This window comes from uncultured Ligilactobacillus sp. (assembly GCF_948826705.1).
Classification (GTDB): Bacteria; Bacillota; Bacilli; order Lactobacillales; family Lactobacillaceae; genus Ligilactobacillus.
This window is the reverse complement of record NZ_CAQLEL010000136.1, coordinates 1-24,594: the sequence shown is the minus strand read 5'-3', so window position 1 is coordinate 24,594 and position 24,594 is coordinate 1. Positions and strand designations below refer to the sequence as shown.

At 40.3% G+C, this 24,594-nt stretch carries 20 protein-coding genes and 1 pseudogene; 16 read left to right on the top strand and 5 right to left on the bottom strand.

Annotated elements, in window-relative coordinates:
- Nucleotides 1-28 precede the first annotated feature (28 nt).
- Together Q9Q35_RS10035 and Q9Q35_RS10030 are read right to left on the bottom strand one after the other, a co-directional pair.
- A complete protein-coding gene (locus Q9Q35_RS10035; protein ID WP_304653236.1) occupies nt 29-673 on the bottom strand; it encodes a copper homeostasis protein CutC in 645 nt (214 codons plus the stop codon).
- A 5-nt stretch (nt 674-678) separates the two neighbouring features.
- Complete coding sequence (locus Q9Q35_RS10030) at nt 679-1,695, bottom strand: lactonase family protein (protein WP_304653235.1); 1,017 nt, start codon at nt 1,693-1,695, stop codon at nt 679-681.
- A gap of 193 nt (nt 1,696-1,888) precedes the next feature.
- Between Q9Q35_RS10030 and Q9Q35_RS10025 the strand changes: the two genes are divergently transcribed.
- On the top strand, nt 1,889-2,251 hold the full coding sequence (locus Q9Q35_RS10025; protein WP_304653234.1) for a PTS glucitol/sorbitol transporter subunit IIA: 363 nt from the start codon (nt 1,889-1,891) through the stop codon (nt 2,249-2,251).
- Between the two features lie 55 nt (nt 2,252-2,306).
- On the opposite strand, the gene Q9Q35_RS10020 is transcribed toward Q9Q35_RS10025, so the two are convergent.
- Nucleotides 2,307-3,284 (bottom strand): GMP reductase, encoded by a 978-nt coding sequence (locus Q9Q35_RS10020; RefSeq protein WP_304653233.1) that lies wholly within the window; start codon nt 3,282-3,284, stop codon nt 2,307-2,309.
- Between the two features lie 221 nt (nt 3,285-3,505).
- Between Q9Q35_RS10020 and Q9Q35_RS10015 the strand changes: the two genes are divergently transcribed.
- The 3 genes from Q9Q35_RS10015 to Q9Q35_RS10005 all read left to right on the top strand — a co-directional run bounded on the left by Q9Q35_RS10015 (nt 3,506) and on the right by Q9Q35_RS10005 (nt 5,585).
- Complete coding sequence (locus Q9Q35_RS10015; RefSeq protein ID WP_304653232.1) at nt 3,506-4,015, top strand: aminoacyl-tRNA deacylase; 510 nt, start codon at nt 3,506-3,508, stop codon at nt 4,013-4,015.
- Between the two features lie 8 nt (nt 4,016-4,023).
- Nucleotides 4,024-4,881, top strand: coding sequence for a methyltransferase domain-containing protein (locus Q9Q35_RS10010; RefSeq protein WP_304653231.1), 858 nt, complete (start codon nt 4,024-4,026; stop codon nt 4,879-4,881).
- Nucleotides 4,882-5,072: 191 nt separating this feature from the next.
- Nucleotides 5,073-5,585, top strand: coding sequence for a tRNA (cytidine(34)-2'-O)-methyltransferase (locus tag Q9Q35_RS10005; protein ID WP_304653230.1), 513 nt, complete (start codon nt 5,073-5,075; stop codon nt 5,583-5,585).
- Between the two features lie 203 nt (nt 5,586-5,788).
- Here the strand turns inward: Q9Q35_RS10005 and Q9Q35_RS10000 are convergent, their stop codons facing one another.
- On the bottom strand, nt 5,789-7,423 hold the full coding sequence (locus Q9Q35_RS10000; RefSeq protein WP_304653229.1) for a peptide ABC transporter substrate-binding protein: 1,635 nt from the start codon (nt 7,421-7,423) through the stop codon (nt 5,789-5,791).
- A 302-nt stretch (nt 7,424-7,725) separates the two neighbouring features.
- On the opposite strand from Q9Q35_RS10000, the gene Q9Q35_RS09995 reads away from it, so the two are divergent.
- The 8 genes and pseudogenes from Q9Q35_RS09995 to rny all read left to right on the top strand — a co-directional run bounded on the left by Q9Q35_RS09995 (nt 7,726) and on the right by rny (nt 18,166).
- Nucleotides 7,726-9,969, top strand: a complete 2,244-nt coding sequence (locus Q9Q35_RS09995) for a DNA translocase FtsK (protein ID WP_304653228.1) — start codon at nt 7,726-7,728, stop codon at nt 9,967-9,969.
- 186 nt (nt 9,970-10,155) lie between these two features.
- Nucleotides 10,156-11,418, top strand: a complete 1,263-nt coding sequence (gene yfmF / locus Q9Q35_RS09990; RefSeq protein ID WP_304653227.1) for an EF-P 5-aminopentanol modification-associated protein YfmF — start codon at nt 10,156-10,158, stop codon at nt 11,416-11,418.
- Nucleotides 11,418-12,724 (top strand): annotated as a pseudogene (gene yfmH / locus Q9Q35_RS09985) (EF-P 5-aminopentanol modification-associated protein YfmH). Before yfmF ends, yfmH begins: the two are co-directional and overlap by 1 nt.
- The gene (gene ymfI, locus Q9Q35_RS09980; RefSeq protein WP_304653226.1) at nt 12,721-13,449 is read left to right on the top strand and encodes an elongation factor P 5-aminopentanone reductase; all 729 of its coding nucleotides are present in this window, start codon (nt 12,721-12,723) and stop codon (nt 13,447-13,449) included. Before yfmH ends, ymfI begins: the two are co-directional and overlap by 4 nt.
- A 38-nt stretch (nt 13,450-13,487) precedes the next feature.
- Nucleotides 13,488-14,420, top strand: a complete 933-nt coding sequence (locus tag Q9Q35_RS09975) for a RodZ domain-containing protein (protein WP_304653225.1) — start codon at nt 13,488-13,490, stop codon at nt 14,418-14,420.
- A 107-nt stretch (nt 14,421-14,527) separates the two neighbouring features.
- Complete coding sequence (gene pgsA, locus Q9Q35_RS09970) at nt 14,528-15,115, top strand: CDP-diacylglycerol--glycerol-3-phosphate 3-phosphatidyltransferase (protein WP_304653224.1); 588 nt, start codon at nt 14,528-14,530, stop codon at nt 15,113-15,115.
- Nucleotides 15,116-15,332: 217 nt separating this feature from the next.
- Nucleotides 15,333-16,439, top strand: a complete 1,107-nt coding sequence (gene recA / locus Q9Q35_RS09965) for a recombinase RecA (RefSeq protein WP_304653223.1) — start codon at nt 15,333-15,335, stop codon at nt 16,437-16,439.
- A gap of 176 nt (nt 16,440-16,615) precedes the next feature.
- Nucleotides 16,616-18,166 (top strand): ribonuclease Y, encoded by a 1,551-nt coding sequence (gene rny / locus Q9Q35_RS09960; RefSeq protein ID WP_304653222.1) that lies wholly within the window; start codon nt 16,616-16,618, stop codon nt 18,164-18,166.
- Between the two features lie 57 nt (nt 18,167-18,223).
- Here rny and Q9Q35_RS09955 read toward each other — a convergent pair whose 3' ends face one another.
- On the bottom strand, nt 18,224-18,952 hold the full coding sequence (locus tag Q9Q35_RS09955) for a deoxynucleoside kinase (protein WP_304653221.1): 729 nt from the start codon (nt 18,950-18,952) through the stop codon (nt 18,224-18,226).
- Nucleotides 18,953-19,127: 175 nt separating this feature from the next.
- Between Q9Q35_RS09955 and Q9Q35_RS09950 the strand changes: the two genes are divergently transcribed.
- The 4 genes from Q9Q35_RS09950 to purB all read left to right on the top strand — a co-directional run bounded on the left by Q9Q35_RS09950 (nt 19,128) and on the right by purB (nt 24,402).
- Nucleotides 19,128-21,152, top strand: a complete 2,025-nt coding sequence (locus Q9Q35_RS09950; RefSeq protein ID WP_304653220.1) for a KUP/HAK/KT family potassium transporter — start codon at nt 19,128-19,130, stop codon at nt 21,150-21,152.
- Between the two features lie 346 nt (nt 21,153-21,498).
- Nucleotides 21,499-21,963 (top strand): 5-(carboxyamino)imidazole ribonucleotide mutase, encoded by a 465-nt coding sequence (gene purE / locus Q9Q35_RS09945; protein WP_304653247.1) that lies wholly within the window; start codon nt 21,499-21,501, stop codon nt 21,961-21,963.
- Nucleotides 21,956-23,107 (top strand): 5-(carboxyamino)imidazole ribonucleotide synthase, encoded by a 1,152-nt coding sequence (gene purK, locus Q9Q35_RS09940; protein WP_304653219.1) that lies wholly within the window; start codon nt 21,956-21,958, stop codon nt 23,105-23,107. The genes purE and purK overlap by 8 nt, the downstream gene beginning before the upstream one ends.
- Complete coding sequence (gene purB / locus Q9Q35_RS09935; RefSeq protein ID WP_135942202.1) at nt 23,107-24,402, top strand: adenylosuccinate lyase; 1,296 nt, start codon at nt 23,107-23,109, stop codon at nt 24,400-24,402. The genes purK and purB overlap by 1 nt, the downstream gene beginning before the upstream one ends.
- Nucleotides 24,403-24,594: the final 192 nt, after the last annotated feature.

Sequence of the window (24,594 nt, the reverse complement as noted above, 5' to 3'; positions counted from 1 at the left end):
CTGACCAATGTCAGACTTGTTGTGTAGATCAATCTAATATTTTAGTTCCATGGACAGCCGTGATTTGTAAGGCATCAGCTACAGCTTGAGCATTTTTAGCTGTGATCTTGCCACCAGGTAGGATCGTGATCCGACCATCAGCATAAGCGATGAGCTCTTTTAAATGCTCTAAATTAGCTTCGATCGGAGTATCTTTAGGACCGCCATGTGTCAAGATCCGGCTAAAGCCTTGTTCGCTGGCCCAATCGATCGTCCGTTTTTGTTCGTTAAAGCTCAATTCATCAAAGGCCATATTAAAGACGAGTTCCATTCCGCCAGCTGCAGCAATGAGTGTTTCCATTGCTTCGTAGTCGACTTGGCCATCAGCTGTCAAAGCACCGATACAAACAGCATCAGCACCTAAAGCTTGGGCTTCTAAGATGTCAGCTTCCATGATCTTTAATTCGATATCATTGTAAACAAAATTTCCACCACGGGCACGAACTAAGATCACTAAGGGAATATTTTTTTCATGGGTATATTTGATGGCTTCGCCCATAACCCCTTTGCTGATCGTAGTCCCACCGACAGCGAGATTGTCGCAGATCTCGATCCGATCAGCGCCATTTAAAACAGCTTGGGGGAGGTCAGTATAATTTTCTAAGCAAACTTCGCGATAAAGCAAATTCTTCATTCCTTTTATTTAAAATAAACACAGACACCCTCGGGAAGAGGAATATCTTTTTGACAACAAGCAAGTAAGCCAGTTTCTTGGTCACGGGTATACAAGGCTGCATTATCAGTATTTTGGTTAGCGACTAAAATAAATCTTTCAGTTGGATCTAGCGCAAAATCACGTGGAAAATCACCATGAGTCGTAAGATGTTGGATCAATTTCAATTCGCCATCCAAAACTTCAAAGACAGCAAGTGAGTTGTGACCGCGATTAGAAACGTAGACAAAGCGACCATCATTAGAAACTCTGATCGCAGCTGCGCCGTTATGTTCGCTCCAATCACTCGGGATCGTACTTACAGTTTGGCGTAAGTAAAAAGCACCAGTTGTAAGGTCATAATCAAGTACAGAAACTGTGCTTGAAAGTTCACCGACTAAATAAGCTGTCTTTTTATCGGGAGCAAACGCTAAATGGCGTGGTCCGAGCCCGGCTTTGGTTTTTAAGATCGAAACAGGTACTAACTTACCTTCATCTGAAATATCGTAAGTCGAGACCGTATCGTTACCCAGATCAACGACCGCCAATCGCCCGTCAGGAGTCAGATCGGTATAGTGAACGTGTGAACCATCCTGCTCTTTACGGGGACCATAGCCAGTTTGAACGACAGAATCACAAAGGGTCAATGTTTTATCGTTATTTAAACGATAGACGTCGATCTGTCCCTTGTGATAATTAGCAGTATAGATTAAAGACCGCTTTTTATCGAAAGCTACATAGCATGGATTAGCACCAGCCACAAGAGCGTCGTCTGTAAGTGCATAGCTGTCATTTGCTAGTTCATAAGCAGCTATCCCACCTAGAGGACCTTCCTTGGCTACAGTCAGCAAAGTTTGATCAGTTGTAGTTAAGTAAGTAGGGTTTTCCACGGCGATCGCTACTTGTGGCGTGGAAACTTGAGCGGTATCAGTGTCCAAAAAAGCGTGATAGATACCTTGGCTAGTTTTTTTGGTATAAGTTCCAAAGTAAATCTGTTCTTTCAAAAAAATCCCTCCATTCATCTTGCTCAATTATTATTCTAACATTTTTAAAGAAAAAATTGTGTAACCTAAGTCGGGAAGTCCACAAATGGTAGAAAAACTACTTTTCTACATAAAAGTGCGGTATAATGTAGCTGTGTTGTGTAGATAAAGCGACGCAAAATTAGGTGATGTGCTAGAGAGGGTTTGTAAAGTTATGATCAAAAGTGAAGTTATTGAAATCGGAGCTAAGGCAGTCTCTAAAGATGAGCCAATGGTGATCTTATTTGATGAAACAGCTTCTCCTCGCTTACGAGAAGTTTCTGTGATCCAACGCTTTGAAAATGATGCGACCAAGAACTATGATTTAGAGATCGGTTCTAAGATCCAGATCGATGATCAAGTTTATCATGTAAAATATTTAGGTGAATTGGTTAAAAGTAACCTAACAACGATCGGGCATACCGTACTCAACTTTAAACCGGTACCAGAAAAAGAGCATCTCCAAGAAAATGTACTCTATTTAGAGCCATATACTATGCCAGTGATCAAACAAGGAACGCAGATCATTTATGGATAAATAAAACGATCCCCTCTAAGACTATTTAAGTCCTAGGGGGGATCGGTTTTATTCTTTAATATTGGTCACCGTTAAAGATCGAGTTTTTAACGATCACGTAATCAACTTTACGAAGTGCAGCTAAGTCACGTCCACCAGCATAAGAGATGGAGGATTGTAAGTCTTCTTGCATTTCGCGAAGGGTATCGGAAATGTGACCACGGTAAGGGACTAAGAGTTTCTTACCTTCAACGTTTTTGTATTCACCTTTTTGGTATTGAGAAGCCGAACCAAAATAAGTCTTATATTTTTGGCCATCTTGTTCAATGATCTCGCCAGGTGTTTCGGCATGTCCGGCAAACATTGAGCCGATCATACACATTGAAGCCCCAAAACGAACGGATTTAGCGATATCACCATTGGTTCTGATCCCGCCATCAGCTACGATCGGTTTACGAGCAGCTTTAGCGCAGAGACGAAGGGCAGCTAATTGCCAACCACCAGTCCCAAAACCAGTCTTGACTTTAGTGATGCAAGCTTTACCCGGTCCGATCCCGACTTTAGTAGCATCAGCACCGGCGTTTTCTAATTCGCGTACGCCTTCAGGAGTTCCAACATTACCAGCGATAACAAAGGCCCCAGGAAGTTTTGCCTTGATGTATTTGATCATATCGATCACAGTATCTGAATGACCATGGGCAATATCGATCGTGATATACTCAGGGATCAAATTTTTTTGTGCAAGTTGATCGATCAACTGATATTCTTGTGGTTTGACCCCGACTGAGATCGAGGCAAAGAGTCCAAGTTGGTGCATCTTTTTAACAAATGGGACACGTTCGTTTTCTTCAAACCGGTGCATGATATAGAAATAACCGTTTTGTGCTAACCAAATAGCTAAGTCTTCATCGATCACGGTTTGCATATTGGCTGGAACGACTGGAATATTGAATGTCATTGGGCCAAATTTAACACGGGTATCGATCTCAGACCGACTTTTAACGATACATTTATTAGGAACAAGTTGAATATCTTCATAATCAAATACAGGCATGATCATAAACCCCTTTATCTATTATTCGTAAAAAAAATCATTAACTCCAAAGAGCAAAATTAAATATAACGTATTAGTTAGATCAAGTCAAATAAAAAAATATTCGTATTAAAAAAAGTTCGTGTTTTGCTTTGATTAAATTTAACTTAATAAATTAAGCAATTCGACAAGTGCATAGATCCACGTTAAAATAGAGCAGGAGTGAAAGCGAGGGAGAATTTATGGCAAAAAAAGCTAAAAAAAATAAAGAAAAAAAGACAAATGATGAACGGATCCTAGATCAACATCATATCGAATATGAAGAAGCTTCATTTGAATGGTTGACTAGGGGACAGTCTGCACTAGAGGAAGCCAATGCTCAAGGAGTCGATCCCAAATCTATTTTAAAAACGATCGTCTTACAAGCAAATAAAGATCCTAAAGATTATGTGGTCGTGTGCTTACCGCTTGAATATGAGATCGACCTTAAGTTGGTAGCCCAAGAGTTAGGGAAAAAACAAGTTCATTTGGCCGATAACAAAAATTTGATCAACATCACGGGTTATATCCATGGTGCTAATACGCCGATCGGGATCAATGTACGTAAGGGATTTCCGATTTACTTTGATGAGCGGATCAAAGATCAACCGTTGATCTCAGTTTCAGCTGGTAAAGTAGGACGTTCGGTCCGATTAAAACAAACTGATCTGGTAGATCTAGTCAAGGGTAAATATATCAAGGTCGAAAAGTAGGGATGAGTATGAAAAAAATCGAACGGGGAGCGCGATTTGTTGCGCAAAACAAAGAGTTGTTTCGGTGTCCGATCTGTCGTGCTCCTTTTAGTAAGGTAGAAAAGACGACAGTATACTGTACCAAAGATCATCAATTTGATCTTTCTAAAAAAGGGACCTTGTATTTGATCAAACATGGCGTCAAGAGTGACTATGATGACGATGTAATGTGGCAAGCGCGCCGTGTTCTATTACAGGCTGGCTTTTTTGATCCGATCATTGAAGAAATAGTAAACCAGATCGGTGAACGAACAGGCATCAAAGTTCTCGACATTGGCTGTGGCGAAGGTAGTGTTTTACAACGATTAGAGCATAAGCGAGCTGATAGTTCTGATCGGTATGTAGGCTTTGACATTTCGAAACGTGCGATCAATCTGGCGACGCAACAAGAGACAGCTGGCTTTTTTTGCATTGCAGATCTAGCTGATCTTCCATTTAGTGAACAAAGTTTTGATTACTTGATCGATATTTTTTCACCATCTGCTTATAGTGAATTTGCACGGGTCCAGAAAAAAATGGGTAAACTTTTGAAAGTCATCCCAAACGCTAACTATCTAGGTGAATTACGGCGTTTATTGTATGCTGAAAATGATGAAAAACACGAATATAGTAATCAAAAAGTATTGGATCTTTTCTATAAGCACTATCCTAAAGCGACTAGTACACGGATAAAGTATGTATTTTCGTTAGATGATGCTTTGTTTACTGCACTTATGAAAATGACACCCTTACAGTGGGGGGCTTCGGCTGAAAGGTTGCAAAAAGCTGCGAGTCAGCCGTTAAAGCAGATCACAGTGGATGTGACCTTGCTCAGTGGTGAAAAATAATTTGAAAAAAGATTGAAAACTACCTAAATACGTGCTATGATAATCGGTAAGAAATCGGTTATGAGTAATTAATGCATTGTCGTTAGTTACTATGTGATTGTACTTCATTAACGTAATTGTTCGCCGTGCCCACACCGAACAGTTACGCTTTTTTTATGTAAACAAGATCTCAAAATGAAAGAAGAAAAAAGATGGCTAACCATATTGTTTTATTTGAACCCTTGATGCCAGCAAATACTGGCAATATTGCTCGGACTTGTGCAGGAACGAATACAGAATTACATTTGATCGAACCTTTGGGATTTTCGACCGATGACAAATATTTAAAACGAGCTGGTCTAGATTATTGGGATAAAGTAAAGATCACTTATCATGCTAATTTACCGACATTTTTGGAAACTTTAGGCGCTGATTCTAAATTACATGTCGTTTCTAAATTTGCTAATCTAGCGTATACTGAAGTCGATTATACCGATCCTAAGACTGATCAGTATTTTCTTTTTGGAAAGGAAACGACTGGCTTGCCAGAAAATTTTATGCGCCAAAATGAAGAAAAGTGTATTCGGATCCCACAAAACGATGAACACATTCGGGCGTTGAACTTATCGAATACAGCGGCGATCGTAATTTATGAAGCTCTAAGGCAACAAGGTTTTCCTAAGCTTGATAAAACACATACGTATGAAAACGATAAATTAAAGTAGTCAAAAAGAGGCTGTGATATGAGTAAAAAGACATCTTCAAATTCCGAACGTTGGAATTCTGAAGATGTCTTTCTTTGTCTTTGGAAATGCTACTTTTTAAGGCTTTACAGGATAAAGTAACAACTAAACAACGCATAGTAATTCTTTAGCGGTAGTTTTATATATAATATTAAAGACTACTTATGTCACTGTCTCTTTTGGGACTATTCAGTCACATAAACTTCTTTAAAATTATTTGTGATCCCAGCTGAATTTTGGACCATATCGTGTACTGTTGGACGAAGCATTTCAGGAATGCCATCTTGTAATAATGGAACAACTGGTTGATCTTCATTTAGTAATTTAGCAGCTTTGACCATATCTTCGAAGCGTTTAGGTTCATTTAAAGCGTCAGTTGTTTTAGCAGCCGAAACAAGTTCGTTGTATTCAGCACTATCGTAATCCCCCATGTTGGTGAAATTTGCTTTTGTTTCAACATCTAAGAAATTGATCGGGTCAGCAAAATCAGCTAACCAACCAGTGAGCTGAGCATCGAAATCACCTTTTGAAGCTTGAGTGATGATCACTTTTCCAGGGATATTACGTGTTACGACCTTGACTTGAGGTAAAGTTTGTTCGATCTGACTTTGGATGAACTCAGTCTCTTTTTTGGCTGTTTCATCATCACGTCCTAAAAGAGTGAATTCGAAATGATCTTCGCCGAGTTCTGACAGTCCTTCTTTGAGTAATTTTTGAGCTAAACGTTTATTGTAAGTAACACCGACTTTAGTTGCAGCAAGGTCTGCAAAGTCTTTGCCTTTAAATTTAGCTAGACCTTTAGGCACAAAGTTAGTAAGTGGAACAGCTCCTCCACCAGCAACATTTTTGGCTAAGTACTTGCGGTCGATCGCATATGATAGAGCTTGGCGCACTTTTTTATTGTGAAATTCTTTTTTTCGCAAGTTATATTCGATATACGTCGTGCGTGCTTGATGTAATGGTCTATATCCTGGTGTCTTGGATAGTTGTTTTGATTGCTCTGCTGAAAGAGTAGTGAAATCAACTTTGTTGGCTTGGTAAAGGTTATAGGATGTTGTTGTGCTCTTATTTACTTTGAAGTTGATCGTGTCCATTTTGACATGCTTTTTATCCCAATAGTTTTGATTTTTGACTAATTTCCAATTCAAATTAGAGCCAGTCCAACCCTTAAGTACAAAGGGACCATTGTAAACTGTCGTATCAGCTGATAGGCCGAATTTTGACCCGTATTTTTCGACTGCTTTTTGATCTTGCGGGAAGAAACGAATATCGCCCATCAAAAGTTTAAAGTAAGGTAATTGTTGTTCTAATTCAACGACAAGTTCATGATCGCCATTTGCTTTGACGCCCAAGGTATCTGGTGCCATCTTACCTGCGATGATCGCATCAGCATTTTTGATCCCACTGTAAAGATATGACCCCGGAGCGGCATTTTTAGGATCAACAGCTCGATGCCAAGCATAGACAAAGTCATGAGCTGTGACAGGATCGCCATTTGACCATTTAGCATTTTTGCGTAAGGTCATCGTATAGGTCAGCCCATCTTTTGAAACTTTAGTCTTTGTGGCTAACCCTGGTTCAGCATGGTTATTTTTGATCCGGAAAAGACCTTCCATAGCGTTATTGATCATATCGGCACTGCCCATTTCAGGAACAAGTGCAGAGTCTAAAGTAGCTAGTTCGCTTGGTAGTGACCAGTTTAAAACTTGCTTAGCCGCAGGTTTGTTGGTCGATTTAGCGTTAGAGTTGCCACAAGCACTCAGTGTTAATGTAGCAACAAGTAAAGTACTACCGGTCACAAGTAGTTTTTTTAATGACATAGGTTATTCCCCCTTAAGATAATTTATCTGTAAGCTACCCCTAAATTAAAAAAGTAATTTTTTAATTTCTGTTATTATATTTTATAAAAATTATAAATTCAAGATAATTATTTATTTTTTTTTAAAATGAATAAAGTTTATTAAATATTAATATAAAAAGATTTAATCTTTTTATCGGTGATCGAAATCAAAAGTTTTTGCTTATTATATTTTAAAGAATAGTAGCTCGAGGTAAATGTGTTATAATTTAGTGAGCATTGAGTGGAATTTATGGTGATTCCAAAAGAAATCGAGGGGTAAATTTGGCGCAAAGAAAAAATACTAGAAGTAAAACAAAAAATAATAAAAAAAAGCGGACTAAAAATAATACAGGTCTCAAGTTGACTTGGAGGGCATACGGGGCTTTTGCATTGATTTTTGCAGTAGCTATCATACTAGATCTAGGCTTTTTAGGGACATTATTTGCTAATATGCTACGCTTAGTAGTCGGAAATACTTATCAATTAGGAGCAGTGCTTTTGGGGATCTTGGGAAGTTATTGGTTATTGTTTGATCGTGCTTTCAAATTAAAGGCCAATTATCTCGTAGGGGCGATCTTGTTGTACTTAGGGATCGTTTTATGGATCAGTGCCACTACTTTTCAAAATTTGGAGATCCATACCGATTTTATTGAAGCCTTTTTTGAACGAGCGGGTCATGATCTTGTCTCGGGGACTTTGAACGAGGATCTGGCAGGAGGGATCATTGGGGTCATTTTGTATAGCTTGATGTATTTTTTGTTAGGTCAGATCGGATCTTATCTGTTAGCTTGCTTACTAGTGGGTGCAGGGATCTTGTTTATCTGCCAGATCTCCTTTAGTGCAGTATTAGAGAATATCGGACGGATATTTAAAACTTTAGGCTTCGGTACACTAAATTTACTAAAAAAGGCCAGAACCGAACTAAAAAGTTTCAAACAGACGAGTTCTAGGGAATTGTTTACCGAAGTTGAACCAAGCTCTGATAAAAAAAGTCCTACATCACAAGAGCCGATCCCAGAATCGATCCCAGTGGTAGCTGAGCCTGCAGTGAGCATACCGCCCAAGAAAAAAATAATTCCTAAACCTAAAAAAGAACTACCAGTTAAAAGTGATGGTACGTATGAATTACCAAGTTTAGATCTATTGAGCGAAGTTTTAGTTCCTGATCGTACAGGTGAAAAAAAGAAGATCAAACAAAATCAAGTAGTCTTGACGGAGACGCTCAAAAGTTTTGGTGTCCAGGCTGAACTAAAAAATATCATCTTAGGACCAGCAGTAACTAAATATGAATTACATCCCGCTATTGGGGTCAAAGTATCTAAATTTGTCAGTTTAGCAGATGATCTTGCTTTAGCCTTGGCTGCTAAAGATATTCGGATCGAAGCGCCGATCCCAGGGAAAGCTTTAGTCGGGATCGAAGTACCCAATCAAAAAGTAGCGACTGTTTCGTTCAAAGAATTGATGGCTGAATTTCGTGAGACTGATTTCTCCCCACTTGAAGTTCCTTTGGGACGTGATATCTCAAATGGGTTGGTCACGGCTGATCTAGCCAAGATGCCACACTTGTTGATCGCTGGATCGACTGGGAGCGGAAAGTCGGTCGCGATCAATGTTATTTTGACAAGTTTGTTGATGAATTGTTTACCTGAGCAAGTCAAGCTGGTCTTGATCGATCCAAAGAAAGTAGAACTTGGGATGTATCATGATCTGCCACATTTATTGACACCAGTTGTTACGGAACCCCGTAAAGCCGCAGTAACTTTGGAAAAAGTCGTTGTTAAAATGCAACAGCGTTATGAGATCTTTGCTCAAACGGGACAAAGAAATTTAACAGGCTATAATAAAATGGCTACTAAAGACCCTGATAATTATGAACAGATGCCATATATCGTTGTTGTAGTCGATGAATTGGCCGATCTGATGATGACGACTGGTAACGAAGTCGAAGCTGCGATCACACGTATCGCGCAGATGGGACGGGCTGCTGGGATCCATTTGATCTTAGCTACTCAACGGCCTTCTGTGGACGTCATCACTGGGATCATTAAAGCTAATGTGCCTTCGCGGATGGCGTTTGCCGTTTCTAGTGGAACTGATTCACGGACTATCATCGATCAAGTTGGCGCCGAGAAATTATTGGGGCGTGGTGATATGCTCTATTTACCAATGGGCCAAAATAAACCATCACGAGTCCAAGGAGCATATATCTATGATGAAGATGTTCAAAATGTTGTTGATTTCATTAAAGCTCAAGCCGAAGTGACCTATGACCAAGCGTTAGAAGTTTCTGAAAGTGAGCTAAAAACCCCAGATGATAATGGGACTGATGAGCTTTTCGATGAAGTCGTGGCTTTTATCACACAGGAACAAAAATGTAGCACCTCGTTGATCCAGCGCCATTTTAGGATCGGCTACAATCGAGCTGCCAATTTAGTAGAAGAGCTTGAAAACCGTGGAATGATCGGTCCGCAAGCTGGTTCTAAACCACGTCAAGTCTATTTAAAATCAAAAAAAGTCGATAATTGATCGCATTTTTTGCCCGTCTGCTTTAGACGGGTTTTTTGGTAGAAATAAAATTTATTTTTTAGGTGAAAACCTTGTGATTGAAACTTGTCAATGCGGGTCTTTTACCTTATCATAGTTAGAGAGTATATAAACTATTGACCAAACAACTAGAAATATATCAGTAACATATCGAAGGGGGAACTGTTAGTGCAAAAAGAAATCAATGCGGGGGTCATGTTGAATGTGATCCCTACACAACAGTTCAAGACAACACGAGTCGTGATCTCATTTTTAAAAGAGTTGACAGATCGCAAAGAACTCGTCATGCGAACGCTATTAGCTAATATTTTAGAAACGAGTAGTCAAGCTTATCCGACGCAAAAAGCAGTTGCCTTAGAGCTTTCTAAGATGTATGGAGCAAGTTTTGGTACGACAGTCAGCCGGCGCGGGCAAGTACATATTCTAAATTTTGTTTTGAATTGTGTAAATGATAACTATCTTTTGCATCCCGAAGATTTGTTAGGCCAAGTTTTCTCATTTTTAAAAGAGTTGATCTTTGCACCATTAGCCAATGATGGAGCCTTTGATAAAGCGACTTTTGAGCGTCAAAAGCTTAATTTGACGGCTTATATCGAAGCTGTCAAAGATAATAAGCAATCCTATGCGGCGTTAGAATTGCAAAAGATCTATTTTGAGGATGCGATCCAACAAGCTGCTAACTATGGTACAGTGGAAGATCTAGTTTCAGTTACGGCAGCTGAACTCTACGCTTATTATTTGGAAATGCTTCAAAATGATCAGATCCAGATCTTCGTATCAGGGGATGTCTTAGAAGCTGAAGTTGAGGAAAATGCGCTTGCATTACCTTTTGACAAAAGAAAGACTGCGATCACAAAGCTTTGTTATCAACAGTCAACACGAGCTCAAGTAGTTGAAGTAGTCGAAAGACAGACTTTAAATCAAAGCAAGTTAGACTTAGCTTATCGATTGCCGACCACTTATCGCGATGCTAAACACTATGCTGCTGTAGTCTTCAATGCCTTGTTGGGGGGCTCACCGCAGTCTAAATTATTTACTAATGTACGAGAAAAAGAAAGTCTTGCTTATTATGCAAGTAGTAATTTTGATCCTTTCCGGCAGTTGCTCTTGATCCAGACGGGTATCAAGACAAGTGACAAGAAGAAAGCCTACAGCTTGATCAAACAACAAGTCGCTGATCTAGCTGCAGGAAAGTTCAGTGAAGCTGAATTAGAAAATATCAAACTAAATTTGATCAACGGTTATGAGAGCCGTTTAGATGATCAAATGACGGCGATCACACGTAGTCAGCTAGATATATTGAGTCAAGTACCAGAAACACCAGCGACTTGGATCGAAAAGATCAACCAAGTTTCGGCTCAAGACGTGGTAGAGGTGGCAAATTTAGCTGAGCTTCAGGCCGTATTTTTCTTAGATGGGGGGCATATTTAGTGGAGATCAACAGTTATCCGCAATTTGGCGAGACGATTTATACTGCTACTTTGGAGAATGGGTTAAAAGTCAATTTTTTGCCTCGAACAGATTTTCATAAGACTTATGGGATCTTGACGACTGATTATGGCTCAGTTGATAACGAATTTGTTCCTTTAGGTGAGACTAGCGTTCGGCGGTTTCCTGATGGGATCGCCCACTTTTTAGAACATAAATTATTCGAAAAAGAAGATCACGATGCCTTTGAACTATTTGGTAAATACGGAGCTGATGCCAATGCCTTTACCAGTTTTACTCGTACGAGCTACCTGTTTCAAACGACACATAATGTTGCTAAGTGTGTGACGACGTTATTAGATTTTGTGCAAGCGCCGTATTTTTCGGAAAAGACAGTTGAAAAAGAAAAGGGGATCATTGGTCAAGAGATCAAGATGTATGATGATGACTCCAATTGGCGCTTATATTTTGGGATCATTGAAAATCTGTATCCTAAAAATTCATTAAGTGTCGATATCGCTGGGACAGTTGATTCGATCAATAAGATCACTGCTCAAGATCTGTATGATTGCTACAAGACTTTTTATCAGCCAAGTAACATGGATCTCTTCTTAGTCGGGAATTTTGAAGTTGAAGCTATGCTCGAGTTGGTCAAAGAAAATCAAGCAGCTAAGGAATTTCCAAGTGCTGAGCCGATCAAGCGAGCCGAAGAATTTTTGATCTAGAAGGTAAGGATATCATTCCTTATCGGATGACAGAATTAGATATCCAGCGTCCTAAAACGATCATTGGGATCAAGGGACTAGATAAAGTGCCTGCAGGTCGAGCAGGTCTGCGGTATAAGCTAGCAGTCGAATTATTATTATATTTACTTTACAGCGAAACTTCAGATAAATACCTAGAACTTTATGATGAAGGTGTCTTGGACGACAGTTTTGGGTATGATTTTTCTTTAGAACGAGGTTTTCATTTTGCTACGATCTCAGGTGATACCAATAAACCTCAAGAACTATCCAATGCCGTGATCGAGATCGCAGAGCACGCGCTAGAATTTTTAGAAGATAAAGAATTTGCTTTTGAGTTAGCTAAACGTGAGTTGATCGGACGTAATATCCAAGCGATGAATTCATTAGAAAGTATCGCCAATCGTTATGAAGCTGATCTGTTTGAAAATGCGACCTTATTTGATATCGGAGCGCTTTTAGAACAATTGACTTTAGACGATATCAAAGTTGTTGCCAAGCAGTTCTTACGTTCAGAGGCGATCAGTGTTTACCAAATTCTCCCGAAAGAAGATGAAGATAAATGAAATGGGCTTTGCTCTGTGGAGCCTCAGGTGATCTAGGTCACCAAATCGCTAAAGACTTAGCAGCTGATGGCTGGTCGTTATATTTACATTACTATCACAATCAAACGCGTGTGGATGATCTAGTAATAAAACTAGCAAAGAATTATCCTAAGCAGGATTTTTTAGCACTCCAAGCTGACCTTACAGCACCAGACACGATGCCACAAGTGGCTTCTCAGATCTTTGGCAGTCTAGATGCACTGATCTTTGCGCAAGGAACGACTGAGTATGGGCTATTTAGTCAACAAGGACCGCAAGCTTTTGACCAGTTGCTGGCGATGCAACTACAAAGTCCGTTACGTTTGATCGCGTTGCTCGAAGCTAAATTAGCTCGCAGTCAAGCAGCGCGGATCGTGTTTATTGGCTCGGTCTATGGTGGTGCTGGTAGTGCTTTAGAGGTCGGTTATAGTACGGTAAAAGGAGCACAAAGTGCCTTTTGCAAAGCTTATAGTAAAGAAGTTGCCTCTTTGGGGATCACAGTCAATACGATCGCACCTGGAGCAGTAGATACGCAGATGAATCAGATGTTTTCTGGTAGTGAACGTCAAGCAGTACAAGAAGAGATCCCAAGTGGTCGCTTTGCTCAGCCAAGTGAGATAAGTTATTTCGTAAAAATGTTGTTAGCCCCTAAAGCTAGTTATTTAACGGGTCAGACACTTTATGTGACTGGTGGTTGGCTCGTGTAGACGATAGAATCTAAAAAGAGACGGAGAAATTAGATAAAATGACAGATATTGGAACAATTTTAAAAGAAGCACGTAAAGAAAAAGGTTTGACATTAGATGACTTACAACAAACGACCAAGATCCAAAAACGTTATTTGATCGCGATCGAAGACGATGACTTTGCAGCGCTACCAGGTAAATTCTATGTGCGAGCTTTTATCAAGCAATATGCAGAAACTGTTGGGATCGATCCAGAAGAGTTGCTAGCTAAGCTAGATGAAGATAAAACTCCCAAACCAGAAGAAGAAACAGAAGCAACGACACGTACTGAAGCGGTCAAGCGCGAAGAAGAAAAAACTATGTCACCGATCCTTGCGGGTTTGATCCGTTATTTACCTACGATCATTATCGTAGCTATCGTAGTTGCGATCTTAGGAACGATCTACATCTTTGCTTGGGGAGATCGTGACCGTAATAGCAGTACACAGATTGCTGATAATAGTCAAAGAGTCTCAGTTTCTTCCGAAAGTTCTGCTAAGAGCAGTAGTTCCAAGCAAAAAGCCTCAAGTAGTGAAAGCAGCAGTAGTAGCACATCTAAAAAAGAAAGTTCAAGCACAAAAGCTAAGAAGGAATCTAAAAAGGCAACTAAACAAAAGATCACTAACACATCAGCTGCGGGTTCAGCTTTCGTATATGAGCTAAAAAATGCCCCAGCTACAAATAAGATCGAAATGTCAGTTTCTGATGGTGCAACAGCTTGGAATGCCGTTTCAGCTAATGGGGTCCAAGTATGGCAAGGGACACTTAGTGCTGATAATGCATCACAAACAATTGAGATCCCTGAAAATACAACAACGATCACTATGAATTTAGGGAACTCAAAGGCAACATCGATCAAGATCAACGGTAAGAAATTTGATTTCTTAAAAGAAAACGAGACTTTGACCGTACGTACGATCACATTAAACGTTGCACAAACAACGGCACAATAAAAGTAGTATGGCAGAAAAAGGCGGATGCCAAAGCATAAGTAAATCTAAGAAAGGAAACTGTGCACTTTTCAAAGTATGAAACTTTTCCGCCAACACAGTAGAAAATTATGAATTTACCGAATAAATTAACAGTTTTACGGATCATTTTGATCCCGATCTTCATGTTAGTTCTGCTATTACCGCTTGATTGGGGCGAGGTGGTTTTAGCTGGTACCGTTATCCCGACCACACAATTGCTTGGAGCGCTGATCTTTGCGATTGCTTCGATCACGGATTTTGCGGATGGACAGATCGCACGTAAACAAAAATTAGTTACAAACTTTGGCAAGTTTGCTGATCCTCTAGCCGATAAGATGTTGGTAATGACCGCATTTATCATCTTGGTACAGATGGGGAAAGTACCTGCGTGGGTCGCAGCGATCATTGTTTGCCGTGAATTAGCCGTAACTGGTTTGCGCTTGATCATCGTTGAAAACGATGGTAAAGTCATGGCTGCTGAACTTCCAGGTAAGATCAAAACAATGACGCAAATGTTTGCGATCTTGTTCTTGTATTTGAATAATGTTTTCTTTATCAATGCAAATATCATGATCGGTGAGATCTTATTGTATATCTGCTTATTCTTTACGGTATATTCAGGCTTGGATTATTTTTGGAAGAGTAGAAGTATTTTTGCTGATTCTTTTAACGATTAAAAACGATGGACTACTTCAGCTGGTGAGGTAGTCTATTTATTTGCATAGAGATCCAAGTATTTTGCGTATCTTTAAAGTAAGGCTGAAACATATCAAACATTAGTTCGCAAAACGCTTGCTTTTTTTGAAAAAAATAAGTATGATATATGGTACAGAGTAATTGAACGTAGATTAGGAAACGTTCTTTGTGAGTAAACGACAAAGAGGAGGAGTAAATTTGGCTGACGAAAGACAAGTTGCTTTAGATAAAGCGCTCAAGAAGATCGAAAAAGATTTCGGTAAGGGTGCCATCATGAAGATGGGTGAAAAGGCTGATACCCAGATCTCAACTGTTCCAAGTGGTTCATTGGCCCTTGATGAAGCTTTGGGAGTAGGTGGCTTCCCAAGGGGACGTATCGTAGAGATCTATGGCCCTGAAAGTTCTGGTAAGACAACAGTTGCTTTGCAAGCTGTTGCTGAAGTTCAAAAACAAGGCGGTCTAGCTGCTTATATCGATGCGGAAAATGCACTTGATCCTGCATATGCGACAGCTTTGGGTGTCAATATCGATGACTTGTTGCTCTCTCAACCTGGTACTGGCGAAGAAGGTCTACAGATCGCAGATGCACTGGTCTCTTCTGGCGCGGTAGATATCGTGGTCATTGACTCTGTAGCGGCTTTAGTTCCTAAAGCTGAGATCGAAGGCGAGATGGGTGACTCACATGTTGGTTTACAAGCGCGTTTGATGTCTCAAGCTTTACGTAAACTTTCAGGTACGATCAACAAGACTAAGACGATCGCTTTGTTTATCAATCAGATCCGTGAAAAAGTCGGAGTGATGTTTGGTAATCCAGAAACAACGCCTGGTGGACGGGCCCTTAAGTTTTACTCAACGATCCGCTTGGAAGTTCGGCGCGCTGAACAGATCAAGGACGGTTCAGATGTTTTAGGTAACCGGACTCGGATCAAAGTTGTGAAAAATAAGGTCGCACCACCATTTAGAACGGCAGAAGTCGATATCATGTATGGTGAAGGGATCTCGAAGATGGGTGAATTGATCGACTTAGCCGTTGAGAAAGATATCATCGAAAAGAGTGGTTCTTGGTTCTCTTACGGTGGTAGCCATATCGGTCAAGGTCGTGAAAAGACAAAGGCTTACTTGAGCGAACATCCTGAAGTGGCCGATGAGATCACACAAAAAGTTCGTGATACACCAACGCTTACACAAAAAGAGAAAAAAGCACTTGAAAAAGAAAAAAAAGCTAAGGAAAAAGAAGCGGCTAAAGTTGATAAAAAAGCAGCTAACAAGCCGGTCAGTTTGGACTTAGGTAAAGACGACAAATAAACTTTAAAGAGTAGCCGTTTGCTAGAGCTACTCTTTTTTGACATTATCTAGATAAAAGGTCAAACAGACTGATAATGATTGACATTTACCAACATTAAACATTAAAATATTATTGTGTGTAAATTAGACCTAAGCCGTCGATTTACCACGATAAAATAGATCGCGGAGGTGCAAACTTGAACTATACTGTTATTAGTGCCATCCTCGCAATCGCTGTTTTGACTTTAGTGCTAGGTTTTGCTTTAGGAATCTTTTATCGAAAGCGTAGTTATGAACAATCGCTAGATGCAGCAACTCAAACGGCCAAAGGTATTATTGCTAGTGCCAAAAAAGAGGCTTTACTGGAAGCAAAAGATGAAAGTCATCGCTACCGTAAAGAAGTCGAAGGCGAATTGAAAGAGAGACGCTTTGAAGTTCAGAAACAAGAAAATCGTTTGTTGAAAAGAGAAGAGAACCTTGATCGTAAGGATTCAGTCTTAGACAAACGCGAACAAATGCTTACACAAAAAGAAGATCAACTGAGTGCTGAGCAACAAAGATTAACTGCAAAGAGCAAGGAAGTCACTTCGCTTGAACAAAAACAAAAAGATAAGCTGGAAGAGATCGCCGCTTTGACAAAAGACCAAGCTAAGGAACTTATTCTTAAAGAGACGCGTAACAGTTTGAGTTACGAATTAGCTGTGATGATCAAGGAAAGTGAAGCCCAAGCTCAAGCAACAGCTGACAAAAAGGCTAAGAGTTTGATCGCACAAGCTATCCAGCGCAGTGCAGCTGATATGGTCTCTGAAACCACTGTCTCAGTCGTCAACTTACCAAATGATGAGATGAAGGGCCGTATTATTGGGCGTGAAGGACGTAATATTCGCACACTTGAAACTTTGACTGGGATCGATCTGATCATTGATGATACTCCTGAAGCTGTCGTTTTGAGTGGCTTTGATCCTGTAAGACGCGAGATCGCCAAAATGGCCTTAGAAAAATTGATCCAAGATGGTCGGATCCATCCAGCACGTATCGAGGAAATGGTCGAAAAGGCTACCAAGGAAATGGATAGTCGGATCCGCCAGACTGGTGAAGAAGCTATCTTTGATCTTGGGATCCATTCAATGCATCCAGATTTGATCAAGACAGTCGGTCGTTTGAATTATCGGACAAGTTATGGTCAAAATGTGTTGGATCATTCGATCGAAGTTGCTAAGATCACAGGGGTCCTTGCAGCTGAGTTAGGTGAAGACGTTACAATAGCGAAACGCGCAGGTTTACTACACGATATCGGAAAAGCAGTTGATCATGAAGTTGATGGCTCTCATGTTGAGATCGGGGTGGAGTTGGCGAAGAAATATAAAGAAAACGATGTCATTGTCAATACGATCGCCTCTCACCACGGTGATGTAGCACCAAAATCAACGATCGCAGTTTTAGTTGCGGCAGCTGATGCTGTTTCAGCTGCACGTCCAGGGGCTCGGAGCGAGTCACTGGAAAACTACATTCATCGCCTTGAAAAATTAGAGAATATCTCTAATGAATTTGAAGGTGTGAAAAAGAGCTATGCGATCCAAGCAGGGCGTGAAGTTCGGATCATCGTTAAACCAAATGAGGTCAATGACTTAGAAGCAACTGTTTTAGCACGTGATATTCGAAATAAGATCGAAGAAGAACTTGAATATCCAGGGCATATCAAAGTTACCGTTATTCGTGAAACACGAGCGGTCGAATATGCTAAGTAATAGTTTTAGCAATTGTATCAAAAAAGCTGTAGTCCGATCAGAGCTACAGCTTTTTTATTAGACACGGCGTTCTTGCTTTAACTTTTCAGCTTGTTTAGCACTCAAGTTTCCTAGAGTGACTAAACGGTCTTCGATCAAATCTAAAACGTGATTACGATCAGTCTGATTTTCAACGAAATCGTATTTATCACCATCGATGATCAACAGTTGAGAGAGTCCATAATTTTTCTCAAAATCATCGTAATAACGTAAGAGCTGTTGGTAGTATTCGATCAATGAAGGATCAGTTGAGATCTGTTCATATTTACGCCCACGTTTTTGGATGCGCTTGATCATCGTATCATAGGAAACTTTGATCAAGACCATCAGATCGGTATCGTTAGCAGGAGTAGCTGCCTTGAGTTCAGTCAACATATGTCCTAAAAGTTCTTGGTAGGTCGCATATTCGATCTGAGTTGCATTTCCCATATCGGTATTCATCTTCATGAACATCGCATCTTCATAGATCGAGCGATCTAAGATGTTGTTTGGGTGTTGCATAGCTTGTTTCATCATCATAAAACGACGATTTAAAAAGAAAGTTTGTAATAGATAGGCATAAGGATTGGTAGCATCCTTATCGCCAGCTTGACGTTTTTTGGCCGCAATTTCGTTGCCTTTGTAAAATAATGGTAAGACAGGGTTGTCTTCAACGGGTTCAAAGAACGGCTTTGAGCCTAATTCTTGAGCTAAGATCTGTGTTAGGCTTGATTTACCTGATCCGATAATCCCAGCTAGTGTGATCATAGAAAGTTCATCCTCTCGGTTAATGTACTTAACTATCTTACATTTTTAACGTTTATTTTTCAAATGGTGAATTACTTGACTAATTGTTATGAGAGGCATATATTTCTCTATATAAAATTTTTTATAGGGCAGACTGTGGGCAAGATGATAGCCTGCCAGAAAGGCTCGTGAGATAATGGAAAAACAAAAAAGACAGCTATTTTTAGGGTCTTTGATCACATTGGGGATCGTTTACGGGGATATAGGGACTTCACCTTTGTATGTAATGAAAGCTTTATTAGCGGATCTAGGGAGTCCGAAATACTTGACTCGTGAATACCTTATCGGCTGTCTCTCGTTAGTTTTTTGGACTCTGATGTTGATGACGACGATCAAATATGTTTTGATCGCGTTGAAAGCAGATAACCACGGTGAAGGTGGGATCTTTGCACTTTATGCTTTGGTACGCCATCAGAAAAAGTGGCTGATAGTCCCAGCTTTGATCGGGGGGGCTGCTTTGTTAGCTGATGGGACCTTGACTCCAGCAGTGACCGTTACCAGTGCGATCGAAGGATTAAAGGGCGTTGCATTTGGTCAAAATGTTCCGATCGCATCTCAAAATAGCGTGATCATTGTAACGTTTGTGATCTTATTAGTTTTATTTGTGATCCAGCGATTTGGGACAAGTTTGATCGGTAAAGGCTTTGGTCCGGTAATGTTTATCTGGTTTAGCTTTTTAGCGATCGTTGGTCTGATCAATTTAGCCAGTGATCCTGGGATGTTAGTTGCTTTGTCACCACACTATGGTTTAAAATTGCTGTTTTCACCAGAAAATAAAGTTGGGATCTTTATTTTGGGGAGCGTATTTTTGGCAACGACTGGGGCTGAGGCACTGTATTCAGATATGGGCCATGTTGGGAAACGCAACATCTATTTGACCTGGCCCTTTGTCTGCACGGCGCTTATATTGAATTATTTTGGCCAAGGAGCATATTTGAGTACACACTTAGCTCAGATAAAAGCTCAAACTAACTTTGAAAATCCATTCTATGCTGTTTTGAATCCAGATTGGTATTTGTTTGGTGTAGTTTTGGCAACGTTGGCAGCTATCATTGCGTCACAAGCTTTGATAACGGGATCATTTACCTTAGTTCAAGAAGCTGTCGGATTAAAACTTTTACCACGAATGAAAGTTGAGCATCCTAGTCTTTCACGAGGGCAGATCTATATTTCTGCAGTCAATTGGTTATTGTGTTTGACTACGACGATCGTTTTATTTTACTTCAAGACTTCTGAACATATGGAAGCTGCTTATGGTCTAGCGATCACCTTGACGATGCTGATGACGACACTACTATTATTTGAGTATCTGCGGTCTAAAGAAAAACCGATCCGTGCTGTTTTGGTCTTAAGCTGTTTTAGTGTGATCGAGCTGATATTTTTAGCTGCTAGCTTGAGTAAATTCATGCATGGTGGTTATGTGACGGTCTTTATCACTTTGTTGATCTTAGGTTTGATGTTTATTTGGTTCTTTGGAAATCGTCTACGTGAGCGTTATGCAGATCGATCTGAGATGATCAATTTAAGGGATTATAAGTCGATGTTACAAGCGCTAGCCAAAGATGAAAGTGAACCACTTTTTACAGATAATTTGATCGTTTTAGCTAAAGTAAAGCGCGATCTTAGTGTCAAACGTGAATTGCTGTATTCGATCTTAGATAAAAAGCCTAAGCGCGCCAAAGTCTACTGGTTCGTTACCGTTAATACGACCGATGAACCCTACACTAACTATTATACGGTCGATATGCTTGGTACACGTAATATCGTCAATTTACAGTTATATTTAGGCTATAAGATGAATCCAAGCGTTAACTTATATCTCTATCAGATAGTTTCTGATCTGATGCAAAAAGATGTTATCGATGAACAGCCACAAAAGTATACGACAGTTCCTGGGCGGATCGTGGGTAACTTTTCTGTTTTAGCGATCCAAGAAGTTTTATCGCCAGATACTCGGATCTCAGCTTGGATGCGTTTGTTGATCTCGGCACGGATCTTTATTCAAAATCACAGTACGACACCGATTCAGTGGTTCGGACTTGAAACTAGTGAGGTCCATCTTGAAAAGGTCCCACTTTTCTTGAAGAAACGTTCGGTACCTGTGATCGAGCAACGGGTGATCTTAAATCCTAAGGACATCAAACGCAGTACTTGCGAATAGTTGATCGCACCCAGTTATTGGGTGCTTTTTCGTGTTTTCCTTAAAATGAAACGTGTTTATTTGTTTTTTTATAGATTATACGGATAAAATTATCGCATTTGATAAAATAGTTCGATTTTTATTTTGACAATTATAGGGCACTTTGTTATGCTTAAAGCAACTTGAGAGCTGATCAAGATCTTGATAGCCGTTGAGAAATAGTGTGGTAGCGGTAGGCCCCAGCCCCTAAGCTTTTGAGTTTGAAAATAACCAGGAAAGGATATGCTATATCGCTTTCGGTCGTTTTTTATGCGATCCCACATAGATATGGCGGGCACTTAGAGTGAGTAATCGAATTAGTATTGTGATGGGCAGCTATTCTGATTGGGAGACCATGAAAAATACAGCTGCTGTTTTAGATGAATTTGGTGTAAAATATGATAAGGCTGTGATCTCAGCTCATCGTATGCCTGAAGAAATGATGACATTTGCTAAGGACGCTGTAGACAATGGAGTCGAAGTGATCATTGCGGGTGCTGGTGGTGCGGCCCATCTACCAGGGATGATCGCCGCTAATACCGTTTTACCAGTCATTGGTGTTCCAGTCCGATCACGAGCATTAAATGGCCTAGATTCGTTGTTATCGATCGTTCAGATGCCAGCGGGGGTTCCAGTCGCAACTACTGCGATCGGTGTAGCAGGCGCTAAAAATGCTGCTCTATTGGCGTTGCAGATCCTGGGTGTTACCGATAAAACGATCCAAAAAGATCTACTTGCTTATCGGCAGGAAATGCATGATAAAGCTGTAGAAAGCGGTGATCTTCTTGAATGATGCAGAACAACTCAAACAAGGACAAACGATCGGGATCATCGGCGGTGGTCAATTGGGACAAATGCTAGTTTTGTCGGCTAAAGCGATGGGATTAAAGACGATCATTTTAGATCCTGATGACACTTGTCCAGCCGGGCAGGCATCTGATGCACAGATCGTGGCGCCATATGACGATTTTTTTGCTTTAGAAGAACTAGCGAAGCGATCTGATGTTTTGACTTATGAGTTTGAAAATGTCGATCTAGCAGCTTTAGAGCATTTAACAGATGCTAAATTATTGCCTCAAGGGACAAAACTACTGCAGATAACTAAGAATCGTTTAGCTGAAAAGACTTTTTTGCATGAGCATGATTTAAAGACCGCACCATTTAGAGCAGTCAATACAAGGACAGAGCTTGAACAAGCAGTAGCTCAATTAGGGTTTCCAAGTATTTTAAAGACTTGTGAAGGCGGCTATGACGGTAAAGCTCAGTTTACGCTCAAAGAAAAGGCTGATCTTGATGCTGCCAGTGAATTACTAACGCAAGGACCATGTATCTTAGAGGGCTTTGTGAACTTTTCTTTGGAATGCTCTGTTATGGTCGCGCGAAATGCCAAGGGAGAAGTAACTGTCTTTCCGGTCAGTGAAAATATTCATCGTAACCATATCTTGCATGAAAGTATCATACCGGCTCGGATCACATCAAGAGAACAGCAAAAAGCACAAACCATTGCAATAAAGATCGCCCAAAGTTTAAATTTACGGGGGATCTTAGGAGTTGAACTTTTTGTAGAGCTTGATGGTGAGATCTACGTCAATGAACTAGCACCACGTCCACATAATTCAGGACATTATTCGATCGAAGCCTGCAACTTCTCGCAATTTGATGTACATAATCGGGCAGTCATGAATTGGCCTTTGCCTAAGATCGAATTGTTGAGACCGGCCATTATGGTCAATATTTTAGGGCAACATAAGGCTTTAAGTGAAGACTTGATCGCACAAAAGCCACAATGGCATTTCCATGACTATGGTAAAAAAGATGTTAGAGTAGATCGTAAGATGGGGCATATTACGATCTTGACTGACGATCTAGAACAGACTTTAGCTGAGATCAAAGCAACTCAAGTTTGGGATCAAACACAATTAAAGGAGAATCATTAATGATTTCACGTTATACACGGCCTGAAATGGCTGCAATTTGGACAGATGAGAAAAAATTTGAATGTTGGTTAGCGGTTGAATTGGCTGCTGACGAAGCATGGGCTAAGTTAGGCCATATTCCGGCTGAAGATGTTGAAAAATTAAAGCAAAATGCTAAATTTGACGTTGACCGCATTCAAGAGATCGAAGCGGTGACCCACCATGATGTGATCGCATTTACACGTAATGTATCTGAATCATTAGGTGAAGAAAAAAAATGGGTCCACTATGGTTTGACCAGCACAGACGTGGTCGATACAGCTTATGGTTATCAATTAAAGCAAGCTAACGATATCATCCGAAAAGACCTTAAAGATTTTACTCAGATCGTAGCTGATAAAGCGCGAGAACATAAAAATACAGTAATGATGGGGCGGACTCACGGTGTTCATGCTGAACCAACAACATTTGGTGCTAAGCTAGCTCGGTGGTATTCAGAAATGAAGCGTAATATCGAACGCTTTGATCGTGCAGCTAAGGGTGTTGAAGCAGGCAAGATCAGTGGTGCGGTCGGGACATATGCGAATATCGATCCTTTTGTTGAAGAATATGTCTGTGAAAAATTAGGGATCCGTGCACAAGAAGTGTCGAGCCAAGTCTTACCACGTGATCTACATGCTGATTACATGGCTTCTTTAGCTTTGATCGCTACAAGTTTGGAAGAATTTGCAACTGAGATCCGGGGGTTACAAAAATCAGAGACTCGTGAAGTCGAAGAATACTTTGCTAAGGGGCAAAAAGGTTCATCCGCAATGCCACATAAGCGTAACCCGATCGGCTCAGAAAATATTTGTGGTTTAGCTCGTGTTTGCCGCGGTCATATGGTCACAGCTTATGAAAATGTTGCTTTATGGCATGAACGTGATATTTCTCATTCTTCTGCAGAACGCATCATCTTACCAGATACAACGATTTTGATCGATTACATGTTGAATCGCTTTGGCCGGATCGTGAAGAACTTGACTGTTTTCCCAGAAAACATGAAGCGCAACATGGATAAGACATTTGGCTTGATCTACAGTGGTCGTGTTTTGTTGAAGTTGATCGATACGGGGATGAGTCGTGAAGAAGCTTATGACCTTGTGCAACCATATACAGCTAAAGCTTGGGATGAACAAACTCAGTTTCGTCCATTGCTTGAAAGTGATGCAACGATCATGAGTCGCCTATCTAAAGAAGATCTTGATGATGCATTCGATTATCACTGGCATTTAAAACATATTGATGATATTTTTAAACGTGTTGGTTTAGAATAGTGTCTATAATGTAAATTTAATATTAAAAAGCCTTGATCTGTGAGGATAGTCGGCACTGGGGTCCGTCAAGTATACAGTTTAAATAGAAAAATAGTTTATGCGGTTTGAACGCGGAATTTTTCTGCGGTCAAGCCGTTTTTTGATGCATATGCACGTTGCGTGTTGAAATATTCAATAGATTCCTTTACTGAT